The following is a 22198-nucleotide window of genomic DNA, read 5'->3' on the forward strand; positions in this document are numbered from 1 at the left end:
CAACCGTTTAGATCAATAATTATTACATTATTCATATTTAATTACAACCATATGCTTACATCAAATAGAGTGATTATGGAACTCGAAAATTTATACTTTACCTCCATCGAAATAGAATTATTTGGTGTCGACACAATGCTAGAGCTGGATGAGTTAATTGATATGGAAATAGAGACATGGGCTGATCTAGATAAACCAATATCAGAGTTACGAGTACTTGCCCAAAAGGCTATTAATGCATACATCTGGACTAGAGAAGATCCGGATCGTTTGCAAGAGTATATATGTCGTTTAAAATCCATTCACTTCTTGACAGAACTAGATTTCATCCTAAAAAACCTTAAAGTCCTATTTAATGAGAATTTGTTATGAGAATAATCGAAACGTTCTGACTTTCTCAAAGTAACTGACTAATAGGACTTGATTATTGTTTTTAAGTATAAGCCATGCCTTAATGAAACATTGTAAGTTTGGCTTTATATCGGTCTATATTAGTATTGCAAATATTGGCATTCCTACAAAGAAAAGTCTCTATTTTTATAATAGACTAATTTCATACTCGGCTTTGGAGATCCAATTAATCCTTAAAATTTAAAGAGAACGTAAAGCGATAACAATAACTTACTTCCATCTCATCTTCTGCCATCTTACCGCACGCATCAATTGATTGTAAATCCAGATATGTAGTTGTTTTGCTTTGACTTGACATTCTTTTTACAAATGCGTAATTGTTTAGTGTGTTTTATTAGCTATTTACGAAGAGACTACGTTTAATTTTAACAATTGAAGAGTGTTGATGTGAAACACACGAGATACCGATGTAAGTCTGAAAACTGTCCTAGGTTTTTACGACCCATGGAACAGACTGCAGCATGTGTTTTAAAGCACCGCCTTTTATAGTGCGATTATAGTAATCGCCATTATAATCTAAGATATTGAGCAAGGCTAATTCTATATACCATATGCACAGCTCCAATATCTCATATTTTGTATTCATGTCAATTTTATTAAGTTTCATTCTTTTATCGATTTGAGAATGAACTATCATATTACGGACTTCACTAATCACATCTGGACCATCAAGTGGGCGTTTTTGTTCTGAGGCATAAGAATTTAGAAATTTCAAACCTAGCGGTACCTCAGTCTCAATACCTAAGTTTTTGACAATTAGTCTTATTTTATTCGATGCAGAAATTGAGGCCGCATCTCTTCCTGATAACAATCCTTTTTTCTCTACTATCCACCAGTTATAAATTAATTCTAAAGCAGCTTGGGCCATGATGATCGAACTCTCGGTAGACCCAACATTGTTATTGGCATTTAAATACCAATGTATTGCTGTGAAAAGAAAATCTTCGTCATGTGGGTTCGATGCGACTCTTGTATAGTTTTTCCATAAATAATCTATTGAAAGATGAATTCTTCTAGGACACCATGTTTGAGGTAAACTAAAAGGTTCTATGAGGTAGCTTGTGTAATCTGTCCATAAAGGATCGTCCTGATTTAAACCTTGGGACATGAATGCAGAAACACGCCTGCCGTTAATAAATGAAAGGAAATTATTTAGCAGCCTAAAGATGCTTTGAGATTCACTTGAATTTAATGGTTGCTTTTGACAAATCAATTTACCTGACGCCAGTATATCAAAACCTCCTAGATTCTCTAATCCTTTTAGTTTTTTATCGTAATCATAGACGGAATCTATAATTATCTTGTACTTTTCATCTTCAAATTTAAATCGCGATTTTGATGTTCTATTTTCACTATTTCCTTTAGTTTTTTGGACTGGATATCCGTACACTCGGCGTAAATTAGGTATCGAAAAAACTATCTCGCTTGTTTTCACAGATGGGTCGCCAGTGAACATTCCGAATGTAAAAACACCTTCAAACGAGATATTGCCAAAATTGTCGAAATTAACCACAGTTAGAAATGCCTTGCCTGAAACATCGCCGTTAATGACCACCTCAAAATATTCAAGTTTCCGGAATATCTCAAAATTGAATTTATTAAATAGTTCCGGTTTACCTGAAAATCTTACACCAACCATTGGTAGCCAGTGAAATGAGAATGTACCATGACAGGAAAACGAAATATTGTCTGAAACTATTTCAAATTTTCCATCATGAATTAAAATACTTGCATTAGTCGAGGGAAGAGTAATGTGTTCAATTATTTTTGGATATCTGCTATCCGATTCGGTACTATCTGAGCTCAAAATTTGATTTTATCTGTTTATTGAACGAATGTATCATTTAAAAGTATCGATCTACAGATCAATACCTGTTAGGACAATGCTTTATTTATCAATTTTTTTCATCTTCATTCTCCATCCGTCTGTCCAATGCTTCTTTTGCAGAAATATAAATCATTCCAATAACCTTCTATTCCCACTTCATCTTCTGCAATCTGACAGCATTCAATATAGCAAGTAACGCCACACCTACATCTGCAAATACAGCTTCCCACATTGTGGCCAGTCCACCTGCGCCCAATATCAAAACAATGACTTTTACACCAAAAGCTAGTATGATATTTTGCCAAACTACGCGACGTGTAGAACGGCCTATTTTAATCGCTCTTGCAATCTTACTAGGTTGGTCTGTTTGTATAATCACATCTGCCGTTTCTATGGCCACATCGCTACCCAAACCACCCATGGCGATACCTACATCACTGGCGGCAAGTACAGGTGCATCATTGATACCGTCGCCTATAAATGCTACATTGATGCCTTCTTGTTGCTTTAGTTTCTCAACTTCGTTGAGTTTATCTTCAGGCAATAGACCACCTTTTGCCCAGTCGATATTCAATTCCTTGGCGACTTGTTGGGTAATAGAATCTTTATCACCAGAGAGCATGATGATCTTGGAAATTCCTGACTCACGTATTTGCTTTATCGCTTGGTGCGCATCTTCCTTGAGTTCGTCTGCAATGGTTACGTAACCGGCAAATTTCTCATCGATTCCTACCATTACGATCGACTCTACAATGGTGTCCGTTTCTTTGGGAACATCAATGTTATTTGCGGTCATTAATGCTTTGTTACCTACGAGTACGGTTTTTCCATTTACGGTTCCTTTGAGCCCTTTTCCTGCAATTTCAGATACATTACTTGCATCGTAGTCGGCTCCGTCTGCTTTGTATTCGAGAATGGCCTTTGCAATGGGATGCGTGGACTGTTCTTCCATCGCCATCAGGTATTGCATAAATTCCGCTTTCTTCCCGTCCTGCGACGGGATAGACTTGTCTGATTCCGCTTTCACGAAAGCGGAACTATCCAAAGCAGAATTAACAACAACTATATCCTTAATCTTAAATACGCCTTTGGTAACGGTTCCAGTCTTATCCATCACAACGGTATTGACCTGTGTCATTGCATCCAAAAATGAGGCGCCCTTGAATAAAATACCGTTGCGTGATGCCGCTCCCAAACCACCGAAATATCCTAGCGGTATAGAGATAACCAAAGCACACGGACAGGAAATTACAAGGAATATCAATGCCCGATACAACCAATCCCTAAATACATAATCATCAATAAAGAAATACGGTAAAAATGTCAGGCCGATCGCGAGAAATACCACAATGGGCGTATAAATGCGAGCAAACTTCCTAATGAACAATTCGGTCTTGGACTTTCTTGCCGTGGCATTTTGCACCATATCGAGAATGCGCGCAATGCTGCTGTCCTTAAATTCTTTGGTTGTTTCAACTTCAATTACGCCATCCAGATTGATACTTCCCGCATAAACCGACTCGCCTTTTGCGATGGTGGATGGTTTACTCTCGCCTGTGAGCGCTGCTGTGTTGAATGAGCCTTTATCAGAAATCAATGTCCCATCCAATGGTACTTTCTCGCCCACACGTACTTGAATTTTTTCGCCTATTTCTACCGTTTCGGGATCCACTGAAACATAATCGCCATTGCGATATACCAATGCTTCATTGGGACGTACATCAAGCAAAGCTTTTATATTGCTCTTTGCTCTATTAACCGCTGCGTTCTGGAAGAGCTCGCCTACTGCATAGAATAACATTACGGCCACACCTTCAGGGTATTCACCTATGGCAAATGCACCTAATGTTGCGATGGACATCAACAAAAACTCTGTAAAGAAATCGCCTTTTAGGATGCTGTTCCAACCTTCCTTAATGACAGGAAAACCCACAGGGATGTAGGCAATGGTATACCATACTATGCGTACCCAACCATCAAATGCTGGAATTACTTCGAAATAGTCAATAGCAATACCTACAATGAGCATTACAAAACTTATGATGGCAGGAATGTAGGTTTTGAAGGAACTACCATCACCATGGTCGTGACCATCGTCGTGGCTGTGTTCTCCCTTATGTTCCTGTGTATCTATATCTCTTAAATTGCGTTTTTGCTTTTTCATACTTCAAATATCAATTAATTAAAGGTGCAACGGAAGTGCATTTATCATCCACTACACTTTTCACATATACCTGTCACAACCAAGTTTACATCTTCTGCCACGTAGCCATCGGGTAGGTTGATGTATGGTATTTTATGCTCAGTAAGACATACGGTTTCATTGCAATTGCTACAGCGAAAATGCAGGTGCAAATCTTGTTCGATCTCACAGTTACAACCTGGTTCACAAAGAGCATATTTTGTAATTCCGGTACCGTCTTCTATCTGATGTACGATACCGTTTTCTTCAAAAGTTTTCAATGTTCTGAAGATGGTGGAACGTTCCGCTTTCGCGAAAGCGGTCTCAATATCAAGCAACGCTTGAGCAATCTTTTGTTCTGCCAGATATTTATAAATCAGGATGCGCATGGCCGTAGGGCGCACATCATGGTCATTTAATGTTTTTTCTATTTCAGTCATTTTGCGCAATATTATAGTTGATGTTATTAGCCTTGTTGTAGGCTTCCCAGCCTTCTTTAGCCGCCCACGGGACAATAAGTAACGCGGCGACGGGATCAGCCCACCTCCAGCCCATCCAGTTAACCAATAACAACCCAATGAGTACTACTACGGTCTGGTATAGACAAATAAAGGTGTCTTTAGCATCTGCCAGTAAAGCTGGACTGTCCAGTTTGTTCCCATATTTTCTTTTGAAATAGATCAGTATAGGATTTACTACAAGTGAAACCAGTAATATGATCAATCCCAACGTACTCCAGCTTGCCGTTTCCTTGTTGATTAATTTTGAGATGGAATCATAGGATATGAATAAGCAAACGAGCGTGAATGATGCTGCAATGACGTATAAAGTGATTTTCTTACGACGTTTCACTTTTTCCTCATCGATTCCTTTAAGCTCGCAGTGTAAACGCCAGCCTAATGTTGCAGCACTTATGACTTCTATGGTGCTGTCCAGTGCCCAACCGATCAAGGCTGAACTATTTGCTGTGATCCCTGCAATGAGCGACACCACTACCTCTATAACGTCATAAATGACGTTCCAGATTTGGATTGTCCTAGCTTGTCTAAGGTTATTTTTTCTTGTCTTTTCCATAACCATTAATGTGAATGTTCTGCTTCGCCTTTTTGCATTTCAGCCATTAGGTAGTAGGCATTGTTGTAGGCAAATTGAGTGTTCGCTTCCGGAGTCTTGAGAAATTGAATCGCTATCCAGTCGCCATCCTTCTCGCCAGTGGTCACTTCCATCGGGACAAAACTCCAATCGTCGCCTTCACGCTGTGCGCTAAACACATAACTCTTATCGCCATCAACGGCAATGGCACTCTCAGGCATTGCAGTAGTCTCAACATTTTCTTCTTGTATGCGCCCTTGAATATACATCCCTGGTATCAAGTCGCCTTCCTTGTTTTCAATCTCCGCGTGCACATGGATTGCTTTAGGTTCTTGCTCAAAGGTTTGTCCTACGGAATAGATTTCGGCGATGAGTTCCATTCCTGGTCTCGATTGGACACTAAATCGTACTTGCTGTCCTTTTTTGACCTTGTCCACATCCTTCTCAAAAACCATAAGATCTGCGTGTACGTGATGTGTATCTACAATCTCAAAAAGATCTGTTTGTGGTTCAACATACTGCCCAGTCTTGACTTCTACCTTTTGCACGAAACCCTCTATGGGACTGCGTAATGGCACGCGCTGATAAATGGTACCGTTGCGCACGCCGCTCACGTTGATATTGTACTGCCGCAGTTGCGCTTCCAAGCCATTAACCATAGCGGTGGATGCCTGATAATCTGCGGTGGCTTTTTGGTAATTCATACCAGAGGCCACTCCTGCTTCATATAAGCGCTTTTGACGTTCAAATTCCTGTTTAAGAAATCGACTATTGCTGTAGGCATTCAAATAATCTGACTGAATCTGGATGATGCTGGGATGCGAGAGATATGCGACGACTTGGTTTTTCATCACTTTATCTCCTTCTATCACTTCTATGGAAACTACGTTTGCGCCTGAAATGGCGGTAATAGAGGCCTCGTTTTGTGGCGGTACTTCCAGCTGGCCATTTGCTTCCACATAGCCGCTCATATTGCGTTGTGATAAGGTGTCAATTTTCATTACCAAGGCCTCGTATTGCTGTGCCGTGAGCATTACTTCTTCATTTTCTCCTGTGGAAAGATTTTCTTCGGTTTGTGCGCTTTCTATAGTTTCATCGTCGGCAGATTTTGTGTCGCCACAACTTGTCAATAACAATACTAAAAGCATTGCTGTAATAGGTATATATTTTATCGTTTTCATCTTTTTAGTTTTGGAAATATTGGAGTTCAAACAAAGCGTCTAAATAATTATCGAGTGCGTCCAGCGCATCCATTTCGGTTTGTATGGCATCGCGTATAATTTGAGTGAATGCGGCATAGTCCAGCGCTCCTTCTTTGTAGGCCAGCAGTGCGCCCTTGCGCTGATCTATGGCAAGTGGCAAGGCTTCCGTTTCATAGAATAGCCACGTGTCTCTCCACTTCTTATAGTTTTGCTGCGCCTGTATGAGTTGAGATTGCAACTCGCGCTGTTTAAATGCGGCATTTGTTTCTGTAATCTGTGTTTCCACTTTTGCAGCCTTAGCACGACTGCGGTCTGGTCCAGAAAATAACGGTATGGAAATCCCTGCCTGATAGGTATAAAAACCACTATCGCCATTTACACGTTGTAAGCCGCCTTGAAGATTGAACTTGGGCAACAAGTCTGCTTTTGCCGAGTCATAGCTTGCTTGTGCTTCATCTACACGCTTTCGCGAAAGCGATAACTCTGGATGTTCATTTAAATTAGCTGTTTCATCTAAAACTGTGTTTTGAGTTTGTTCTAAATCTTCAGTTACCGTGTACATCTTATCTGGTGTCAACCAAAGGTTGAGCTTTTGCAAGGCGATGAAATAATCAGTTTCTGCCTGCTGAAATTTGTTATTGATCTGCAAAGCTTGATTGCGCGCAGCGGCGTACTCCAGCCTTGAAATAGCTTCCACCTCATAATTGAGTTCTACCGATTTTGAAAATTGTTCATAAATGCTATCCAATTCACGGTATAAAACAAACTTCTTTTTTGACTGAAAGGTTTTTGACCACGCTTTTTTGACTTCCAATTCTATTTGAATTTCTGAAAGTTCAAAGGCAGTTTTAGCCAGCTCGATACGCTGTTGCTGTAAGCGTTTTTTTGCTCCTATGCCCAATAGATCAATATTCTGTTGACCAACCCCTATCACGGTATAAATACCTTGACCGTCTGCAATCTCTTCTCCACCTGTAAATATCTGAGTGTTCCCGAAGTCATAAGCATTGCCCGTAAGTACATTTTGTCTATCGATTTCGAGTTGGCTCGATTTCAGCGCTGGATAATTCTCTTTGGCAATTTCTACAGCTCGTGATAGAGTGATGGGTGCGATGCTGTCCTGAACAATGTTGTTTTGCACTGGTATTTGTGATTGTTGCGCTTTCGCGAAAGCGGAACCAAACAACAGGCATATCATAACGGTTGCCGTCGCAAACTTGGGATTAAGCCTCATCTTGGAATCTGAACGTTTCTCTACCCATTGATAAAAAATAGGCAGGATAAACAGCGTGAGCAAAGTTGATGTTATCAAGCCACCGATAACAACTGTTGCCAGCGGTCGCTGTACTTCAGCACCTGCGGATGAGGAAATCGCCATAGGAAGAAAGCCGAGGATATCAGTGAATGCGGTCAACATAATGGGACGGATCCGGCGTTTTGTGCCCTCAATAATCCTGTCCCTCAGATTAGTCACGCCTTCTTCTTTAAGCTCGTTCAAACCGCTTATCATCACGAGCCCATTAAGCACCGCAACACCAAACAGAACGATAAACCCAACACCTGCCGAAATACTGAACGGCATATCCCGCAACCAGAGCGCAAAAACACCACCAATCGTCGCCATAGGGATGGCGAGATAAATCATCAAGGTTTGTGGGAATGACTTGAGCGCAAAATAAATCAAGATGAAAATGAGTAATAGCGCAATAGGCACGACCGTCTGTAAACGATTGCTTGCACGTTCCAGATTCTCAAAAGCACCGCCATACCTAATGTAATAACCTGCCGGCAGTTCAAATTCTGAATCCAACTTTGCCTGTATATCTTCTACTACAGACTTTACATCGCGACCGCGTATGTTGATACCTACATACGTCCTGCGGTTGGTATTGTCCCGACTTATTTGCATAGGTCCAGGTTCATAACTCACGTTTGCAATCTCACGCAAGGGAATTTGTGAGCCGCTGGGCAGGTTGACAAATAAATTTTGAATGTCATTAATGCTGGAGCGATTTTCTTCCTGTAGTCTGACCACCAGATCAAATCGTTTTTCGCCTTCAAAAATGACACCTGCCTTGCCGCCTGCAAATGCTGATTGTACAATACTGTTGAGCTGATTGATTTCCAGACCATATTGCGCCAACTTGTTGCGGTTGTAGTCAATAGTGATCTGTGGCAACCCTGCGGTGGCTTCTACCTTCATATCTGCAACGCCAGGAACGGTTGAAATAATGCGTCCCATTTCATCTGCCTTGCTCGCCAGTAGGTCAAGATCCTCGCCAAATAACTTTATGGCCACATCTTCTCGTACACCTGTGAGCAATTCATTAAAACGCATCTCGATGGGTTGTGTAAATTCGTAATTCACACCAGGAATGATGCTTATTTCTTCCTTCATCAATTCGACCAGTTCTTCTTTAGAAGATGCGGTAGTCCATTCATCGCTGGGTTTTAGGATTACAAAAACATCTGCAATGTCCATAGGCATAGGATCTGTTGGCACATCTGCCACACCTATACGGCTTATAATGGTTTCAACTTCAGGAAATTTTGCTTTGACAATACGCTCAATTTTGGTGGTGGTCTCAATGGTTTCAGATAGCGAGCTTCCTGGTTTTAAGATGGCGTGAAAGGCAAGGTCGCCTTCATCCAGATCTGGAATGAACTCGCCACCCATACGTGTGAATGCAAATACTGCAACGGCAAAAAGCGCTACTGCTACACCGACAATAATTTTACCTTTAGAAAGTGACTTGGATAATAATGGTTCGTACTTTCTTTCTATCCAATGCACAAATCGATCGCCATAGGATGTCTTACCTTCTTTGGGCGCTCTTAAAAACAATGCAGATATCATAGGAACATACGTCAGGCAAAGCAACATTGCGCCTATCATCGCAAAGATGAATGTGAGTGCCATAGGCTGAAACATCTTGCCTTCAACACCTTCAAGTGCAAGAATGGGCAAGAAAACAATCAAAATGATAAGCTGACCGAAAAAGGCAGCGTTCATCATTTTTTTAGATGATTTGGCTGCAATCTCATCGCGTGTGGTGGCATCGACCGTTTTCTTTTTGGTTACATAACTATACATAAGGAACACCGTACTTTCTACAATAATTACAGCACCATCCACAATAATTCCAAAATCAATAGCGCCCAATGACATTAAGTTTGCCCAGACATCAAAAATGTTCATCAGAATAAATGCAAACAATAGGGAAAGAGGAATTGTAGATGCCACGATCAGACCACCACGCCAGTTCCCCAACAAGAGAACCAAAACGAAGATCACAATCAATCCACCTTCCAACAGGTTGCCCTTAACAGTTCCTGTAGTATCTGCAATTAAGGTACTGCGGTCTAAAAACGGTTGAATGGTTACGCCTTCTGGCAATGATTTTTCAATCTGTTCCATACGCTCCTTGACATTCTCTATTACATCATTGGAATTTGCTCCTTTAAGCATCAATATCATTCCGCCCACGGCCTCGCCTTTGCCATCCTTGGTCAATGCACCGTAACGCACGGCACTACCGATGTTTACAGAACCTATATCTTTAATTTTAATGGGAATGCTTCCAACATTTTTGACAACAATATTCTCAATATCGCTAACCGTTCTTGCAAGGCCTTCGCCACGTATGAAATTGGCTTGATGATTACGTTCGATGTAAGCGCCACCGGTATTCTGATTGTTGTTCTCGAGTGCGCTGTACACTTCAGAAATTGTAACACCTATGGCACGCAACTCGTCTGGATCTACCGCGACTTCGTATTGCTTGAGATTACCACCAAAGGCATTTACCTCTACAACTCCTGGAACCATGGCCATCTGACGTCGTACGATCCAGTCCTGCATCGTGCGTAGCTCAGTCGCGTCATAGTTGTCTTGGAAATCATCATCTACTTCCAGCGTATACTGATAAATCTCTCCCAGTCCTGTTGAGATAGGGCCCATCGACGGTTCGCCAAATCCCATCGGGATTTGTTCCTGTACTTCAGGCAGTTTTTCAGCCACGAGCTGTCGTGGCAGATACGTGCCCATATCATCATCAAATACAATGGTAACTACGGACAATCCAAAACGGGAAACCGACCGGATTTCCTGTACATTGGGCAAATTACTCATTGCCAGTTCTACAGGATAGGTCACAAATTGCTCGATGTCTTCCGTTCCCAAGTTGGGCGATTGTGTGATGACCTGTACCTGATTATTAGTAATATCTGGAACGGCATCGATGGGAACTTGGGTCATACTCCATATACCGGCACCTACGAGTGCCAGTGTGAGTAGACCAATAATAAATTTATTATTGATTGAAAAATCAATGATTCTGTTGATCATGGATTCAGGTATTAATTCAGTTAGAAAAAGAGTGTACGCTTTCGCGGAAGCAAAAACAACATCAAGCTTTCCATTCAGGAAAACTTCAAATAGGGATATATCTATCCTATAAAAACTGAATTATGCCCGTGGTGGCTGAAAAAGGGAAGAATGGAAATCTTTGCCGTTCTCTTTGAAAACAGCAAAAACCTCATTTGAAATTGGGTCTTGAATAGGCTCAAAAGTCATTAGTTCAAAATCGATTGTATGAACGTGACAGCAGTGACATTGACAAAAAGGTGAGCAAAGGTCATTACTTTGATGTTCATGGTCTGCATCTGTAGCCTGTGAAAATTCGATTGGTGCATCCTTACTATCGGGTGGAGTATCACTACAAGGCGCAAAGTTGAGCGCCAAGAAGTAGATGGATAATATGACTGTAAATATTTTCACGGTACAAAGGTAACTGAATGGTTTTGGAACTGGGTTGCAAAGATCTCACATAGTTATTTTCTTACGAAATTGGAGGGACTGGAAAAGTCTTTTACGCTACCCAAGACTTCATTAATTTGTTCTGGAATATTATCTATTTCAATTCTTATAGCAATAGTTCTTGCAAGTAGAACTTTACCAAACGTAGCTTTTTTCATTTCGAATAGAATGCTGTTTGTGTTAGATGAAAAGCCTTCAACTTGTTCAAAATCAGAGGTTATTACTTCACAAAAGAAACCAACCGACGAAGACATCATCAACGAGCTTGTAAAAATGGGTCGTACTGATAACATAGGCAGATCTACGTTTAAAGATCTGGGTGTTAAGATCGCTTTAGGTCGGGAAACAATCATTGGAAAATATCGCGTGACCAGAACGAGTGTGTTTAGGTATCGGTATGGGATTGAGAGGATATAATTATCTATAGTTTGTCTAAGTTCAAGATATCTTTATTCTTACTAAAAAACTGATGTACTACCAATATGCCAAATACCCACAATAGACCAGTTTGAAATTCTTTATATCCCATAAGATTTTCAATCTGGTTTTCTTCTGTCATGTCTATATGTTTGTTGAGTTGCTTTATTTTCTTTGGACTAATAAGATTGGGCTTTTAGTTATTTTTTCCTAATGCCTTTCTAAACTCATCGACAGTTCGTTCGTATTTCTTATTATGAAGAACATCAGCAAGCATTTCCTTTTTTGCCGCTTGTAATCGCCCCCATTTGCCTTCTCCTTACCAATGTTCTATAATCTTATAAGTTTCTACTAGTGTGAAAGTTCTTCGTCCTACTAAGTCGTTTTCTTTAAAGTAATTACCAAAGCGTTCATTAAAAGTTGTTCGAGAATGTTATCCTGTAACTTGATATAGAAGCTTTTTAGGAATGCGATCAGGAAATAAAAGTTAAAATCCAGCAATAATCTGTTCGTCCTTTATTTCTTTAGAAGGTGTTTCCCATAGATTAATAATAGAACTATAATGAGAAAGATAAATCATAAAGCGCCTGAAGGATTTAAAATTGTAACTTATAATACAAGCTGCAATAAACCACCAAGGTACGCTGCCAATGAACCTTTCGTGAAACCTGTCTATTTTAAAATCTTCTTCTGTCATTCTTACAAAAATGGTCGCTGTCCTAAACGAACTGCGACCCATAAGGTTTTACTTTTTTACTTTAGAACTAGAGTTTCCAGATCTTGTTGGACTTGATTTAGGCGTTGCGTTACCTCTACCTTTTCCAGAAGGTTTTCCAGTTGTACTTGGTGCATTTTTTAATCCGCTTGACTTTGCCATAATTTTGGGTTTTAATATTAATAATGGTTCAAATATATAGGGATTGTTTTATGTGGTTTGTAAACTTTGGACGATAGGATCACTTTTTCAAGCTGTGAGCTATTTCTGCTTTTTCCTTTGCTGTTTTTAGGCTATCGCCAACTAATTTTATTTTAATGAAATGAAATCTATCCGTATGTTTTAATAAATGCCTTAGATTTTCTCCTGCTTGGTTACTGTGAACACCAGCATATCCTGTACTGATAAGAATAGAACTACTACCATAATTTTTTAGCAATTCTGATTTTTTAATTCGCTCCTTTACAAATTTTGCAAGTTCATTTAATTTTTCAATTTGATTGTCAGTGAGCTTTTTAATTGAATTAACATTTTTTGATGCTTTTACCTGAATAAGCATTATATGGTAATAATTTTGACGTCTTTTAACAGCAAAAATATCAGCTGGAGACTTACTTCCAGGAGTTACGAAGCCATCAAAACCTATTGCTTTCAATTTTTTAAGAATAAAAACTTCTCCCTTATCTCCCGTTTCACGTTTTGATATTTCAGGACTTCCTAAACCACTCATTCCCATACCTTCATTATTCCAGATATAGACCGTTTCGTTTGTAAACGATTCAAAGTTTTTAATAATAATATTATTTATACCACTCTTCTTTTAGTGAATCAAAATCTAAGTCCTTCCACTCTTCCTTCCATAGTTCCCAATATGGAATATCATTTGAAGATGGTGGAAGTTTACATTTTTCCATTTGAATAATTGAAGGTAGTACAATTGATTCGCCAATTAAGAGACCTTCTCCAGCTCTTAGTGTTGGGAGCTTATTTATTAAATTCCCCAAAGTATCAGGCAAAAGACGTTTCACATAGTTCTGATCATTGGGATTGGTGAGTCTCATAGCAATGAAGTTGTTGCATTGAGAAAATATAGTTTCCGAAATCTCTGAAGGTCTTTGGCTAGCAAGTAACAGTGAAACTCCATATTTCCTACCTTCCTTTGCAATTCTTTCGATAGAATTTTTTGAAGCTCTATATCTAGCCAAGTCGCTAGTTGGAACATATTTATGCGCCTCTTCGTAGACTAATAGAATCGGTATATCATTATTAATCCCTTTATCTTTACCAGTGGTTGAACGCAATTTCTTATAAAAATAACCGTATTCAAACAACAGTCTTGAAATTAATGAAACGGTTATACTTAGTACTTCGAAAGGCACGCCACTTAAATCAATTACTGTTACATTTTGTCTATCTTCAGTATAACCAATAAACCTTTTTAGGCATTCATTAAAATCTAAATTCTTTGCATCATCCCCAAATAAGAATTGAAGTCTATCTTGAGCACGCTTTTCTTGAATTCTAGAAATGAACTTATCTAATGTTCCGTCAGCATATATACCTTTACTAATACCTATTTTATCTTTAGCAGATCTTTGAGTAGGCAAAAAGTCGAATATCGCTTTAAAATACTCTTGAGTTTTCTCCGTTTCATTTTCAAATGTTTTTGGACCTGATGCAAATTGAATCTCTAAAGGCTCATCCGAATTTCTTGTCTCATTCTGAATGTTAATTAGACAGTTAATTACTTCGTCAATATCAAATTTTAATGGGCTGTCAAAGAAGACTTTTTTAGTTTTCGGATTGTGGTATTTTTTATTTAAAGTCACAACATTTCGAAGTACAGATGCTTGATTGTAGTTATTCCTATCGCCGCTTTCTAAAAATAATTCATCGAGTTCTTCACTGTTTAGAAGCCAATATGGTAATGCCAAATTAGAAATCGAAATGTGATTAGAATTAGGAAAAGCCGACTTGTATTCAGAGTGAATGTCAAATATTACAACGTGAGTATTATTTAAAGCGAAATCTCCTGATTTAGTAGCAACCGCTTTTTGGAGTATTGTTGTCAGAGTATGTGATTTTCCTGATCCAGTTGAGCCTACTATTGCGATATGTTTATTGAAAAACTTATTTCCATTTACAGGAACTTTTATGTTATGGTTTGATGACAACATACTAAAAGTGAAATTATCTTCAGCTGTAATGGATTGCTCATAAATCTTTTTGATCTCATCTTCTCTTGCAGGTTCAACTTTTTTAGGTGGTATTGCTATAGAATCTCCACCGCGAGTGAACTTATCTCCACTGATAACACCTAAAGGATTAGCTTCTATTATATATTTTCTAGAACCAACATCAGTAACCTCAATAGAGAAGTTTTCAATAATGGCAATTAATACAGAATTCTCATTATCAGAAATTCTTACATAAGACCCTACCTTAAGTGCTTCTCCTGCGATTTTAAAACTTTCTAAATCATCAACTGATATTCTTACCTTGTCTGGGTAAACTGAAATTACTTCCGCATTCAATTTATTTTCTTCTTCGCTGTTGATCATATGATTTTCTTTATCTCATTTATATTGTGTAGTTGTACTTTAATATGTTTTAGATTTTCTGAGTCATTATCATAAAACGGAATATCTGTGTAAAACTGAAAAATTTGCTTTGTCACAGCAGACCTGTATAATATAGAATCTAGATGATTTAACTCATTGATAATTTTGATTTGAATTTTGTTGTTATGATCTGGACGAATCATAATGTTGTCTACACTAAAATCAGAACCTAGAAAGGGATGGCCGTCGCTAAACATAACACCTTCACGATAAAATTCCTTTTTTAATTCTATTACTTCTGTTTCAGAAACTCCCGAAATGTAAATGTAAGGGCAAAAGGGTTTTTGTTCTCTTTTTGATAATTTACTCCAGTTTTTTGAAATAAGTTGAATTATTTCTTTCAGTTCGCTTCTGGTGTAGGTCGATGAGTCACATCCAATCAAGAAAAATCGGTCGTATGGATCAATGTTAAAGTCAGTAAAGTGTTCTGCTTTTAGCTTTTTCAGAAATTTTGATCGACCTAAATAGCCTGCGTACCAGATGTTAAATAAATCTTCCTTTTTGTTTATGACTTCGATGAAGTCTTTACGCGTAATTTCTCTTGATGATACATCTTGCATCACAGATAAGTCCTTTACCAGCCGAAGGGAATTGTTGTAGAAATAATCTTTTGCCTCATCAAGAGTACAGTTGAATTCATTTTGTAAAAGAGTTATTAATTTTTCTATCTGATCATTATAGGATAGTGCATTATTATCAATACTTAAAAAACCAATGAAGTTTTCAAGATCCGTATCTGTTAAAGCTAGATTCTTATGAAATTCAATTTTCTTATCTTCTTTTTTGAAAGTCAAGAAATTCTTTTTTAAATACTTTATTGTAAGCGGAAGTTTTAATTTTTCTTGCCCACCATTGTAGTGACCGTAGAGATGATATCTAACATTTTTAGCTTTCGTAATTTTTAGTTCATTGAAATGATTCAACATCTGTCTTAAGGGATGCGCTATTACTGAATGATTGTATTCGGTTTTAGCATAATACTTGCACTGAACAGCCGTAGCCTCAGTTGCCGTATGCAAATCAATATCTTCAATGTTTTCAATGACCACACTATCATTAGAATTTTTAGATTCTAATAGTTTTAAAATTGTCAAATCAAACTGATAATAATATCCTTTAATGGTATCTACTGCACTTCTATTCATTTAGGTCTATTTAAAACGCTCGGTCATTACTAATCCTCTCGCTGCACACTCATATATCCCTTCGGAAGATTTTGCTTGAGCAATTAAACTACGTAACACATTAAGGCGTTCCTGTTCATCATAAGGCGGATCTTGATTTAAGAATATCTCACAAGCTTTTTCCATTCGCTCTTTTAGCCCGTCCAAAAGCTTACTGTAATTCTCATTTTTATTTTCTAACCTAACGAGGTTTTGAAACTCTGCCTTACTTGGCCTTCTGATTCTTCTATCTAAACGATGAGCTCTATTCATAAAGCTCTCATATTTCATTGATTTTATTTCTGTAGTGCTCATATTTTCTGTTTTCAACTTCCTTCCACAATCCTAATCTCATCCTCACTCAACCCATACAATTCATACACCATAGCATCTATTTGTTGCTCGATGGTATTTATTTGTAATTGTAAGTCTTGTGCTTTTTTCTTGTTTTGCTCAAAGAGATCGAGCCATTCAAACGCATCTGTTTTAGTAAGTGTGGCAATAGCTGGTAGACCATCTTTATCGCGCTGCTTGTTAGTTGCTTTAATGGCTTTATTCAACTCTTTGATAAAGTCGCCAAAATCTAAATCTTGCCAGTTTTCTAGTTTGCGAGAAACCTTTAAGAGAGAATAATTTGATTCAAAGTATTTTTTAAAAGTCCCTTTTATTTTTTTGAAGCTTAGAATACTCTCCTTTAAGTCAATAGATTTAATATCGAATACTTTCTGATTGTCTTGCGATGTGTTAGGAATTGGAAATTCTTTCACATAAATATTAAAGTATCTAAAGGTGCCAACTCCGCTGGTGTTTGCAATTTGATGAAGATAGAACTTCATCGCTTTTGAATTTAGAATTGCAAGTAAATAACCAGATAAGATACCATCTGGTGGTAGTAAAAAATAGGCGCTATTTAATAAATAAATTTCCTCAGAGCAAAGACTAAATCTACCACTATCTGTTAGTTCTATCCATACTATTTTTTCTTCTTTGAAGTCTTCAAAAAAAGAACACGCTCTTAAATTTGTCCAATGCTGACCTTTTGCGCCCCTAGCTTTAAATTTTTCGCCAAAACTTTCTAAATGCTCATAAACTGCCGGATAATCCTTTGGAATATCAATACCGTTTTTGCTAAGTAAAATATATTGATTTGGTAATTCATAATGATACCTATGGATATCGCGTCCTCTCAAAATAGGTTGAATTAACTCCGCACTGCCATAATGTTTATTTATTAACTCGTTCTTCTTATCCTCATCAATTAGAAATGCTTGATTAGAACCAGTAGCAATACCAAGTCTAATTTTCGTTTGTAAATCCTCTAATGTTGGATGATTACCTTTTAACTTTTGGGTAATCTTTAAATATTCTGGCCTTATTAGTGTCCAAGAAAGAGAGTCTAAATCTTCTTGGTTATAATCATATTGATTTTCTGAAACGAATTGTAAAAAATCAGTTTTAATATCATATTTGGCATTAACAATAATAGCTTTTTGGGACTTGTCAGATGATTTTGTAAATACAAGGATCACTGAGTTTACTACTGCATCTGAAAATATCTGGGCATCTTCAATATTGATTAATTGAGTGATATTTCCATTAGAGATTAAATATTTTCTCAAAGGGTTTCCGTAATCTGCTTTCAAGAAAGAATTAGAAGTTATGTAAGATAATTTTCCATTTTCTTTAATTATTTCTACTCCAAGTTCGTAGAAGTAACAAAACAAATCTGCAAAGGATTGATAACTAGAATAATGCTTTTTTAAGTATTTAGGGTGATCAACTCTATCGTGACTAACATAAGGCGGATTCCCAATCACAACATCAAAACCTCCATTTTCAAACACTTTCGCGAAAGCGGTCTCCCAATGAAAGGCTTTATCTCCAGCAATACTCTTGCTATCTATCAAGCTGTTACCACATTTTATATTACTACTCAGATCGTTTAACTTTCTACGTGGTTGTGCGGTGCGCAGCCATAGTGAGAGTTTTGCAATCTCCACAGACTCCTCATTGAGATCTACACCGTAAATGTTATTCTCCAGTATCGTGTTTTCTATATCTGGAAATTGTAAGCCACCACCCAAAATTTTGGTCTTGAGCTCGTCTATGTATTGATGCTCCTTAATCAAAAAATCCAGCGCCTGATTTAAGAAAGCGCCAGACCCACAGGCAGGATCGCAAATGGTAATCTGTAAGAGCCAGTCGCGATAGTCATCCAGAATGGTTACGAGTTTCTGTATGGTTTTATCGTTACGCTTATTTCTTCCTGTACCACGACCTTTAAAATATTCTTCTTCCTGGAAACCGAGTGCCGCCTTTTTCTCATCACATAGTTTGCCTACCGTGTTTTCTACTATGTATTTGGTAATGTATTTAGGTGTGTAAAAAACACCATCTTTCTTGCGCTTGCTTTTTTGCTTATCAAAGTCGCCGCCTTCTATTTCGGCATTAATACTTTCTATCTCGTTTAGTGAGTTTTCAAAAATATGCCCAAGAATATTGACATCTACTTGACTTTCAAAATCGTAGGTCGCTAGTTTCTTAGTATGCTTGTAGAGCAGTTCATCATCTATTAAAACACGATCTAGAATAGAATCTGGTTTAAATAGACCACCATTGTAGGCAAAGATCTCTTTATTCTCTGCATCGCCCTTGCGACCTTTATCTAGATAGTTGAAATGCTTTTTAAATCGATCGTACAATGGCTCATCTACATCTAACTTGCGTATGGTATCCCATTCGGAAAGACGTTTTAAAGTATAGTTGGGTTGTAACAGCCCACGATCTTCAGCAAAAAAGATGAACAGAAAACGATCAATCAGTTTCTGCGACTTTTTAAAGAGCGTGAGTTTTACATTTTTCTCTAGTCGCTCTAAGTCATTCTGGTGGTTTTCATCATCAGGAATACTGCTGTCATTTTGTAAAGCAACTTTTAGAACCTTCCCGTTTTTCTTGACCAGATCGCGGTACAGTTCGCGTTTAAAGAGCGAGTAATCTTTATAAAAATCTTTAGTAATTTGCTCTTCTACAATAAGCGAATCCTGCTTTATTTTAAGAGGTATCGTCTTGAGCAAATTGTCTTTGTGCAGGCATAAATAAAGCAGTGAAAAATCTGCCTCAGTAAGCTGGAAAAGGTCAAAGGCAACTTGCTCCGTCGCATCATCTATATAGAGTCGCAGCTTTTCAAAATTAGATGTAATCACAAAACGACATCCTTTGTGATTTACTTTATAATCAAAAGCCTGCTTGCGTATGCTTTCTAGATCTCTAGTATTTATTCCCTTAAGTTCTACCACGGCAACAGTAGCGCCATCATTTAAGATGGCACCATCTGCCTTGCGGTTGTTCTTTTCGTTTTTGTACTCTGTCGTTAGATTGTATTTGGGACTAGGATTTATGGTATAATCCAGTACGTTTACAAACAACTCGGTAAGAAATGTCGCCTGAAATTGCTCTTCGTTGCTCGTGCGTATGTTCTCCTGTATTTCAGGATTTAAAAAGTACTTAGCGTACTTGCGATAGGCTTTGGATAGTATGTTTGCGTCTTGTTGAGTAAGATATTTTTTAAGTACAGATGTCTGGAATAATGCCATGAAGATTACTGAGTAAAAGTATTTCTCTAAAGTAGTAAAGAATTATGCTTGTAATGAATTTAAACTTGTTACGCTTTCGCGAAAGTGGAATTCCAGTAATTGACATTCTGGCACTTTAATTATATACCTCTACCTTTTTTCTTCTTTTTTCTGTTCGATCTGTTGTCCAAATCTTCATCAATTCCATCGACTTCACTATCACTAGAAACTGTAGAATTAATTTTGGATAAATGACTTATGTTAATAATATTAGTCAAGACCTTGTTTGAAGTCAGATCACTTTCATGACCTATAGCTTTCATATTATCTGAAAGGTTATGTATTAAAGCATCTCCACCTATCGTATCAAAATCTAATTTTTCCACCAGCTGTCTGTTGACCAGCATTGAATTTATTTTGCTTGAATCTAAATGTATCAAGTTGTTATATTTTCTGAAATTAAAGATATTGGATTGATCTGTGGTCCTAGGTTTTAATAATACGGCATGATAATTTTTATCATTTGCTGCTTGGGAATGTATAAATGTTCGATTCTTGTCAATCATTATTTCATACCCGCATAGGACTAGGATTTTTATTTGTTGTGATCTTGACAAATGTGAGATTATAGAAGTGATAAATTCAATTTTATAAGACTCCTTTCCAAATTCACTTAATTCGTTTTTTCCTCCAAAGTTTAATTGAGAATTGATATTCGATGCTGTAAATGTCTTACCGATTTGCTCGCCGCTAAACTTTATTTTGGAGGATTGATGAATAAAACTTAAACCAACTAAACGATTTTTATTGATTTTCAAGTTTGCGTTAACACCTTGTCTGTGCAGTTCATGACAAAATGCTGTGGTATCGATAGACTCATACTTTCTAAGCGCATTTATAATCATAAATTTAATATCATTCTTAACATCATTTCTAAAAAGGCGGTTGCCTTTATAAATAGATTGTCGTTTCTTTTCATTGCTAGGAAAACTCTTGATCTTTGATGACGGTATGGCTCTTGAACCTCTCTTATATGCTTGTGATTCAAGATAAAATACAAACCCTTTATGAGTTGTTTTATGCTCTTCTAGAGAATAATTCTTCTCAACAACCTCTTGCATTACTATGTTATGTTTTAAAAGTTCTTTAGCCAAATTTTTGTTAGAGTATATCTTCTGAGTGTAAAGTAGATCATGAACTATTCTATCTATATATGTATGATTTGTACCGTCATTTGCAATCGTTTTTTTTAATTCTGGCTGGACTACACATTTTTTTATACTGGAAACCTTATATAGATCAAAATGATTTTCAATTTTTCGAGATATACGCTGGCTTTTTCTAAAGTTATTTGAAAGACCAAACGACTTCCCAAACGCATCAACGGTAGTGCTAACAATATGTAGGTGAAAATTGTCAGTATCGTAATGAAGATAGCCGATGTATGGTAGATTTTCAGGAAAACCTAGACCATCCAAGTACATTTCTACAATTTTTTTCATGGATTCATGACTCAGTTTAGGCTCGTCACTTTTAACAAAGCTCATGCTTGCGTGAAATATCTTATCCTTTCTATTACTATGATTAGCATTATTTGCAATCATTAGTTTTACTGGTCCGTAAGCTTCATTCACATTGTTACCAACTGTATTACCGACCGCAAAGACTAACGCCTTATTTTGCTTTATTTTATCTTCATGATAGTCAATTAATGAACCTAGTTGTGAGCCTGTTGTAATATTAGCGATCATATATAATTTTTGAAATATCATGAATTATTTGGTAGATCCTTTGTTGATCGGCTTGCCCCAAGTTTGGGAAAGTTTGAATTTTTTTACAAACCTGATTGAGATTTACTCCTATTCTATTCAATTCATTGATATCATAAGGAGAGATATATTCAACTACGGTAACCTTGTTCGATGTAATTATTTCCATTAACACGTCTCTTAAAAATGCTCCTTTTGATTGATTTATATGATTGTATTTTTTGCAAAACATATCAATAGCTTCTTTTTCATTTTGATTAAAACTCAAATTGATTCTAACTTTTCTCACCTCTTTTTGACATTTTATTCTAGGCCTTCCACCTTTAGATTTTGACATGAGTTAAATTTTTTTCCTAATTAAACATTAGAGTTTATTGTTTCAGTTTTTCGAGTTCACGTGGAAAAAC

General features: G+C 37.3%; 17 protein-coding genes. 2 read left to right on the top strand and 15 right to left on the bottom strand.

Annotated elements, in window-relative coordinates:
* The first annotated feature begins 75 nt into the window (after positions 1 to 75).
* A complete protein-coding gene (locus tag BLO34_RS07650; protein WP_090754153.1) occupies positions 76 to 372 on the top strand; it encodes a hypothetical protein in 297 nt (98 codons plus the stop codon).
* A gap of 466 nt (positions 373 to 838) precedes the next feature.
* Here BLO34_RS07650 and BLO34_RS07655 read toward each other — a convergent pair whose 3' ends face one another.
* The 7 genes from BLO34_RS07655 to BLO34_RS07685 form a co-directional block, all read right to left on the bottom strand.
* Positions 839 to 2218: a hypothetical protein gene (locus BLO34_RS07655; RefSeq protein WP_157686725.1), complete on the bottom strand. Its 1380-nt coding sequence runs from the start codon at positions 2216 to 2218 to the stop codon at positions 839 to 841.
* 166 nt (positions 2219 to 2384) lie between these two features.
* Entirely contained in the window at positions 2385 to 4403 is a 2019-nt protein-coding gene (locus tag BLO34_RS07660) for a heavy metal translocating P-type ATPase (protein ID WP_090754157.1), read from the bottom strand.
* Between the two features lie 44 nt (positions 4404 to 4447).
* The gene (locus BLO34_RS07665; protein ID WP_090754159.1) at positions 4448 to 4861 is read right to left on the bottom strand and encodes a Fur family transcriptional regulator; all 414 of its coding nucleotides are present in this window, start codon (positions 4859 to 4861) and stop codon (positions 4448 to 4450) included.
* Entirely contained in the window at positions 4854 to 5495 is a 642-nt protein-coding gene (locus BLO34_RS07670) for a cation diffusion facilitator family transporter (protein ID WP_090756538.1), read from the bottom strand. The genes BLO34_RS07665 and BLO34_RS07670 overlap by 8 nt, the downstream gene beginning before the upstream one ends.
* 5 nt (positions 5496 to 5500) lie before the next feature.
* Positions 5501 to 6694, bottom strand: coding sequence for an efflux RND transporter periplasmic adaptor subunit (locus BLO34_RS07675; RefSeq protein ID WP_090754161.1), 1194 nt, complete (start codon positions 6692 to 6694; stop codon positions 5501 to 5503).
* A gap of 4 nt (positions 6695 to 6698) precedes the next feature.
* The gene (locus tag BLO34_RS07680) at positions 6699 to 11063 is read right to left on the bottom strand and encodes a CusA/CzcA family heavy metal efflux RND transporter (RefSeq protein ID WP_090754163.1); all 4365 of its coding nucleotides are present in this window, start codon (positions 11061 to 11063) and stop codon (positions 6699 to 6701) included.
* Between the two features lie 120 nt (positions 11064 to 11183).
* Positions 11184 to 11495, bottom strand: coding sequence for a DUF6660 family protein (locus tag BLO34_RS07685; protein ID WP_090754165.1), 312 nt, complete (start codon positions 11493 to 11495; stop codon positions 11184 to 11186).
* A 207-nt stretch (positions 11496 to 11702) separates the two neighbouring features.
* Between BLO34_RS07685 and BLO34_RS07690 the strand changes: the two genes are divergently transcribed.
* A complete protein-coding gene (locus tag BLO34_RS07690; RefSeq protein WP_231959425.1) occupies positions 11703 to 11951 on the top strand; it encodes a hypothetical protein in 249 nt (82 codons plus the stop codon).
* Positions 11952 to 12696: 745 nt separating this feature from the next.
* On the opposite strand, the gene BLO34_RS14770 is transcribed toward BLO34_RS07690, so the two are convergent.
* From BLO34_RS14770 to BLO34_RS07735, 8 genes are all read right to left on the bottom strand, one after another.
* Entirely contained in the window at positions 12697 to 12828 is a 132-nt protein-coding gene (locus tag BLO34_RS14770) for a hypothetical protein (protein WP_262492245.1), read from the bottom strand.
* A gap of 79 nt (positions 12829 to 12907) precedes the next feature.
* Positions 12908 to 13402: a hypothetical protein gene (locus BLO34_RS07705; protein ID WP_090754171.1), complete on the bottom strand. Its 495-nt coding sequence runs from the start codon at positions 13400 to 13402 to the stop codon at positions 12908 to 12910.
* 64 nt (positions 13403 to 13466) lie between these two features.
* Complete coding sequence (herA, locus tag BLO34_RS07710; protein WP_090754172.1) at positions 13467 to 15227, bottom strand: anti-phage-associated helicase HerA; 1761 nt, start codon at positions 15225 to 15227, stop codon at positions 13467 to 13469.
* A complete protein-coding gene (locus BLO34_RS07715; RefSeq protein ID WP_090754174.1) occupies positions 15224 to 16432 on the bottom strand; it encodes a DUF4297 family anti-phage-associated protein in 1209 nt (402 codons plus the stop codon). Before BLO34_RS07715 ends, herA begins: the two co-directional genes overlap by 4 nt.
* Positions 16433 to 16438: 6 nt before the next feature.
* Entirely contained in the window at positions 16439 to 16765 is a 327-nt protein-coding gene (locus BLO34_RS07720) for a hypothetical protein (protein WP_157686726.1), read from the bottom strand.
* An 11-nt stretch (positions 16766 to 16776) separates the two neighbouring features.
* The gene (locus BLO34_RS07725) at positions 16777 to 20043 is read right to left on the bottom strand and encodes an Eco57I restriction-modification methylase domain-containing protein (protein WP_090754178.1); all 3267 of its coding nucleotides are present in this window, start codon (positions 20041 to 20043) and stop codon (positions 16777 to 16779) included.
* A 119-nt stretch (positions 20044 to 20162) separates the two neighbouring features.
* Positions 20163 to 21773: a relaxase/mobilization nuclease domain-containing protein gene (locus BLO34_RS07730; protein WP_157686727.1), complete on the bottom strand. Its 1611-nt coding sequence runs from the start codon at positions 21771 to 21773 to the stop codon at positions 20163 to 20165.
* Positions 21763 to 22128 carry a hypothetical protein gene (locus BLO34_RS07735; RefSeq protein WP_090754182.1) on the bottom strand — a complete coding sequence of 122 codons (366 nt, stop codon included), beginning with the start codon at positions 22126 to 22128 and terminating at the stop codon, positions 21763 to 21765. The genes BLO34_RS07730 and BLO34_RS07735 overlap by 11 nt, the downstream gene beginning before the upstream one ends.
* Positions 22129 to 22198 lie beyond the last annotated feature (70 nt).

Origin of the sequence: Nonlabens sp. Hel1_33_55 (assembly GCF_900101765.1) — a bacterium.
Classification (GTDB): Bacteria; Bacteroidota; Bacteroidia; order Flavobacteriales; family Flavobacteriaceae; genus Nonlabens.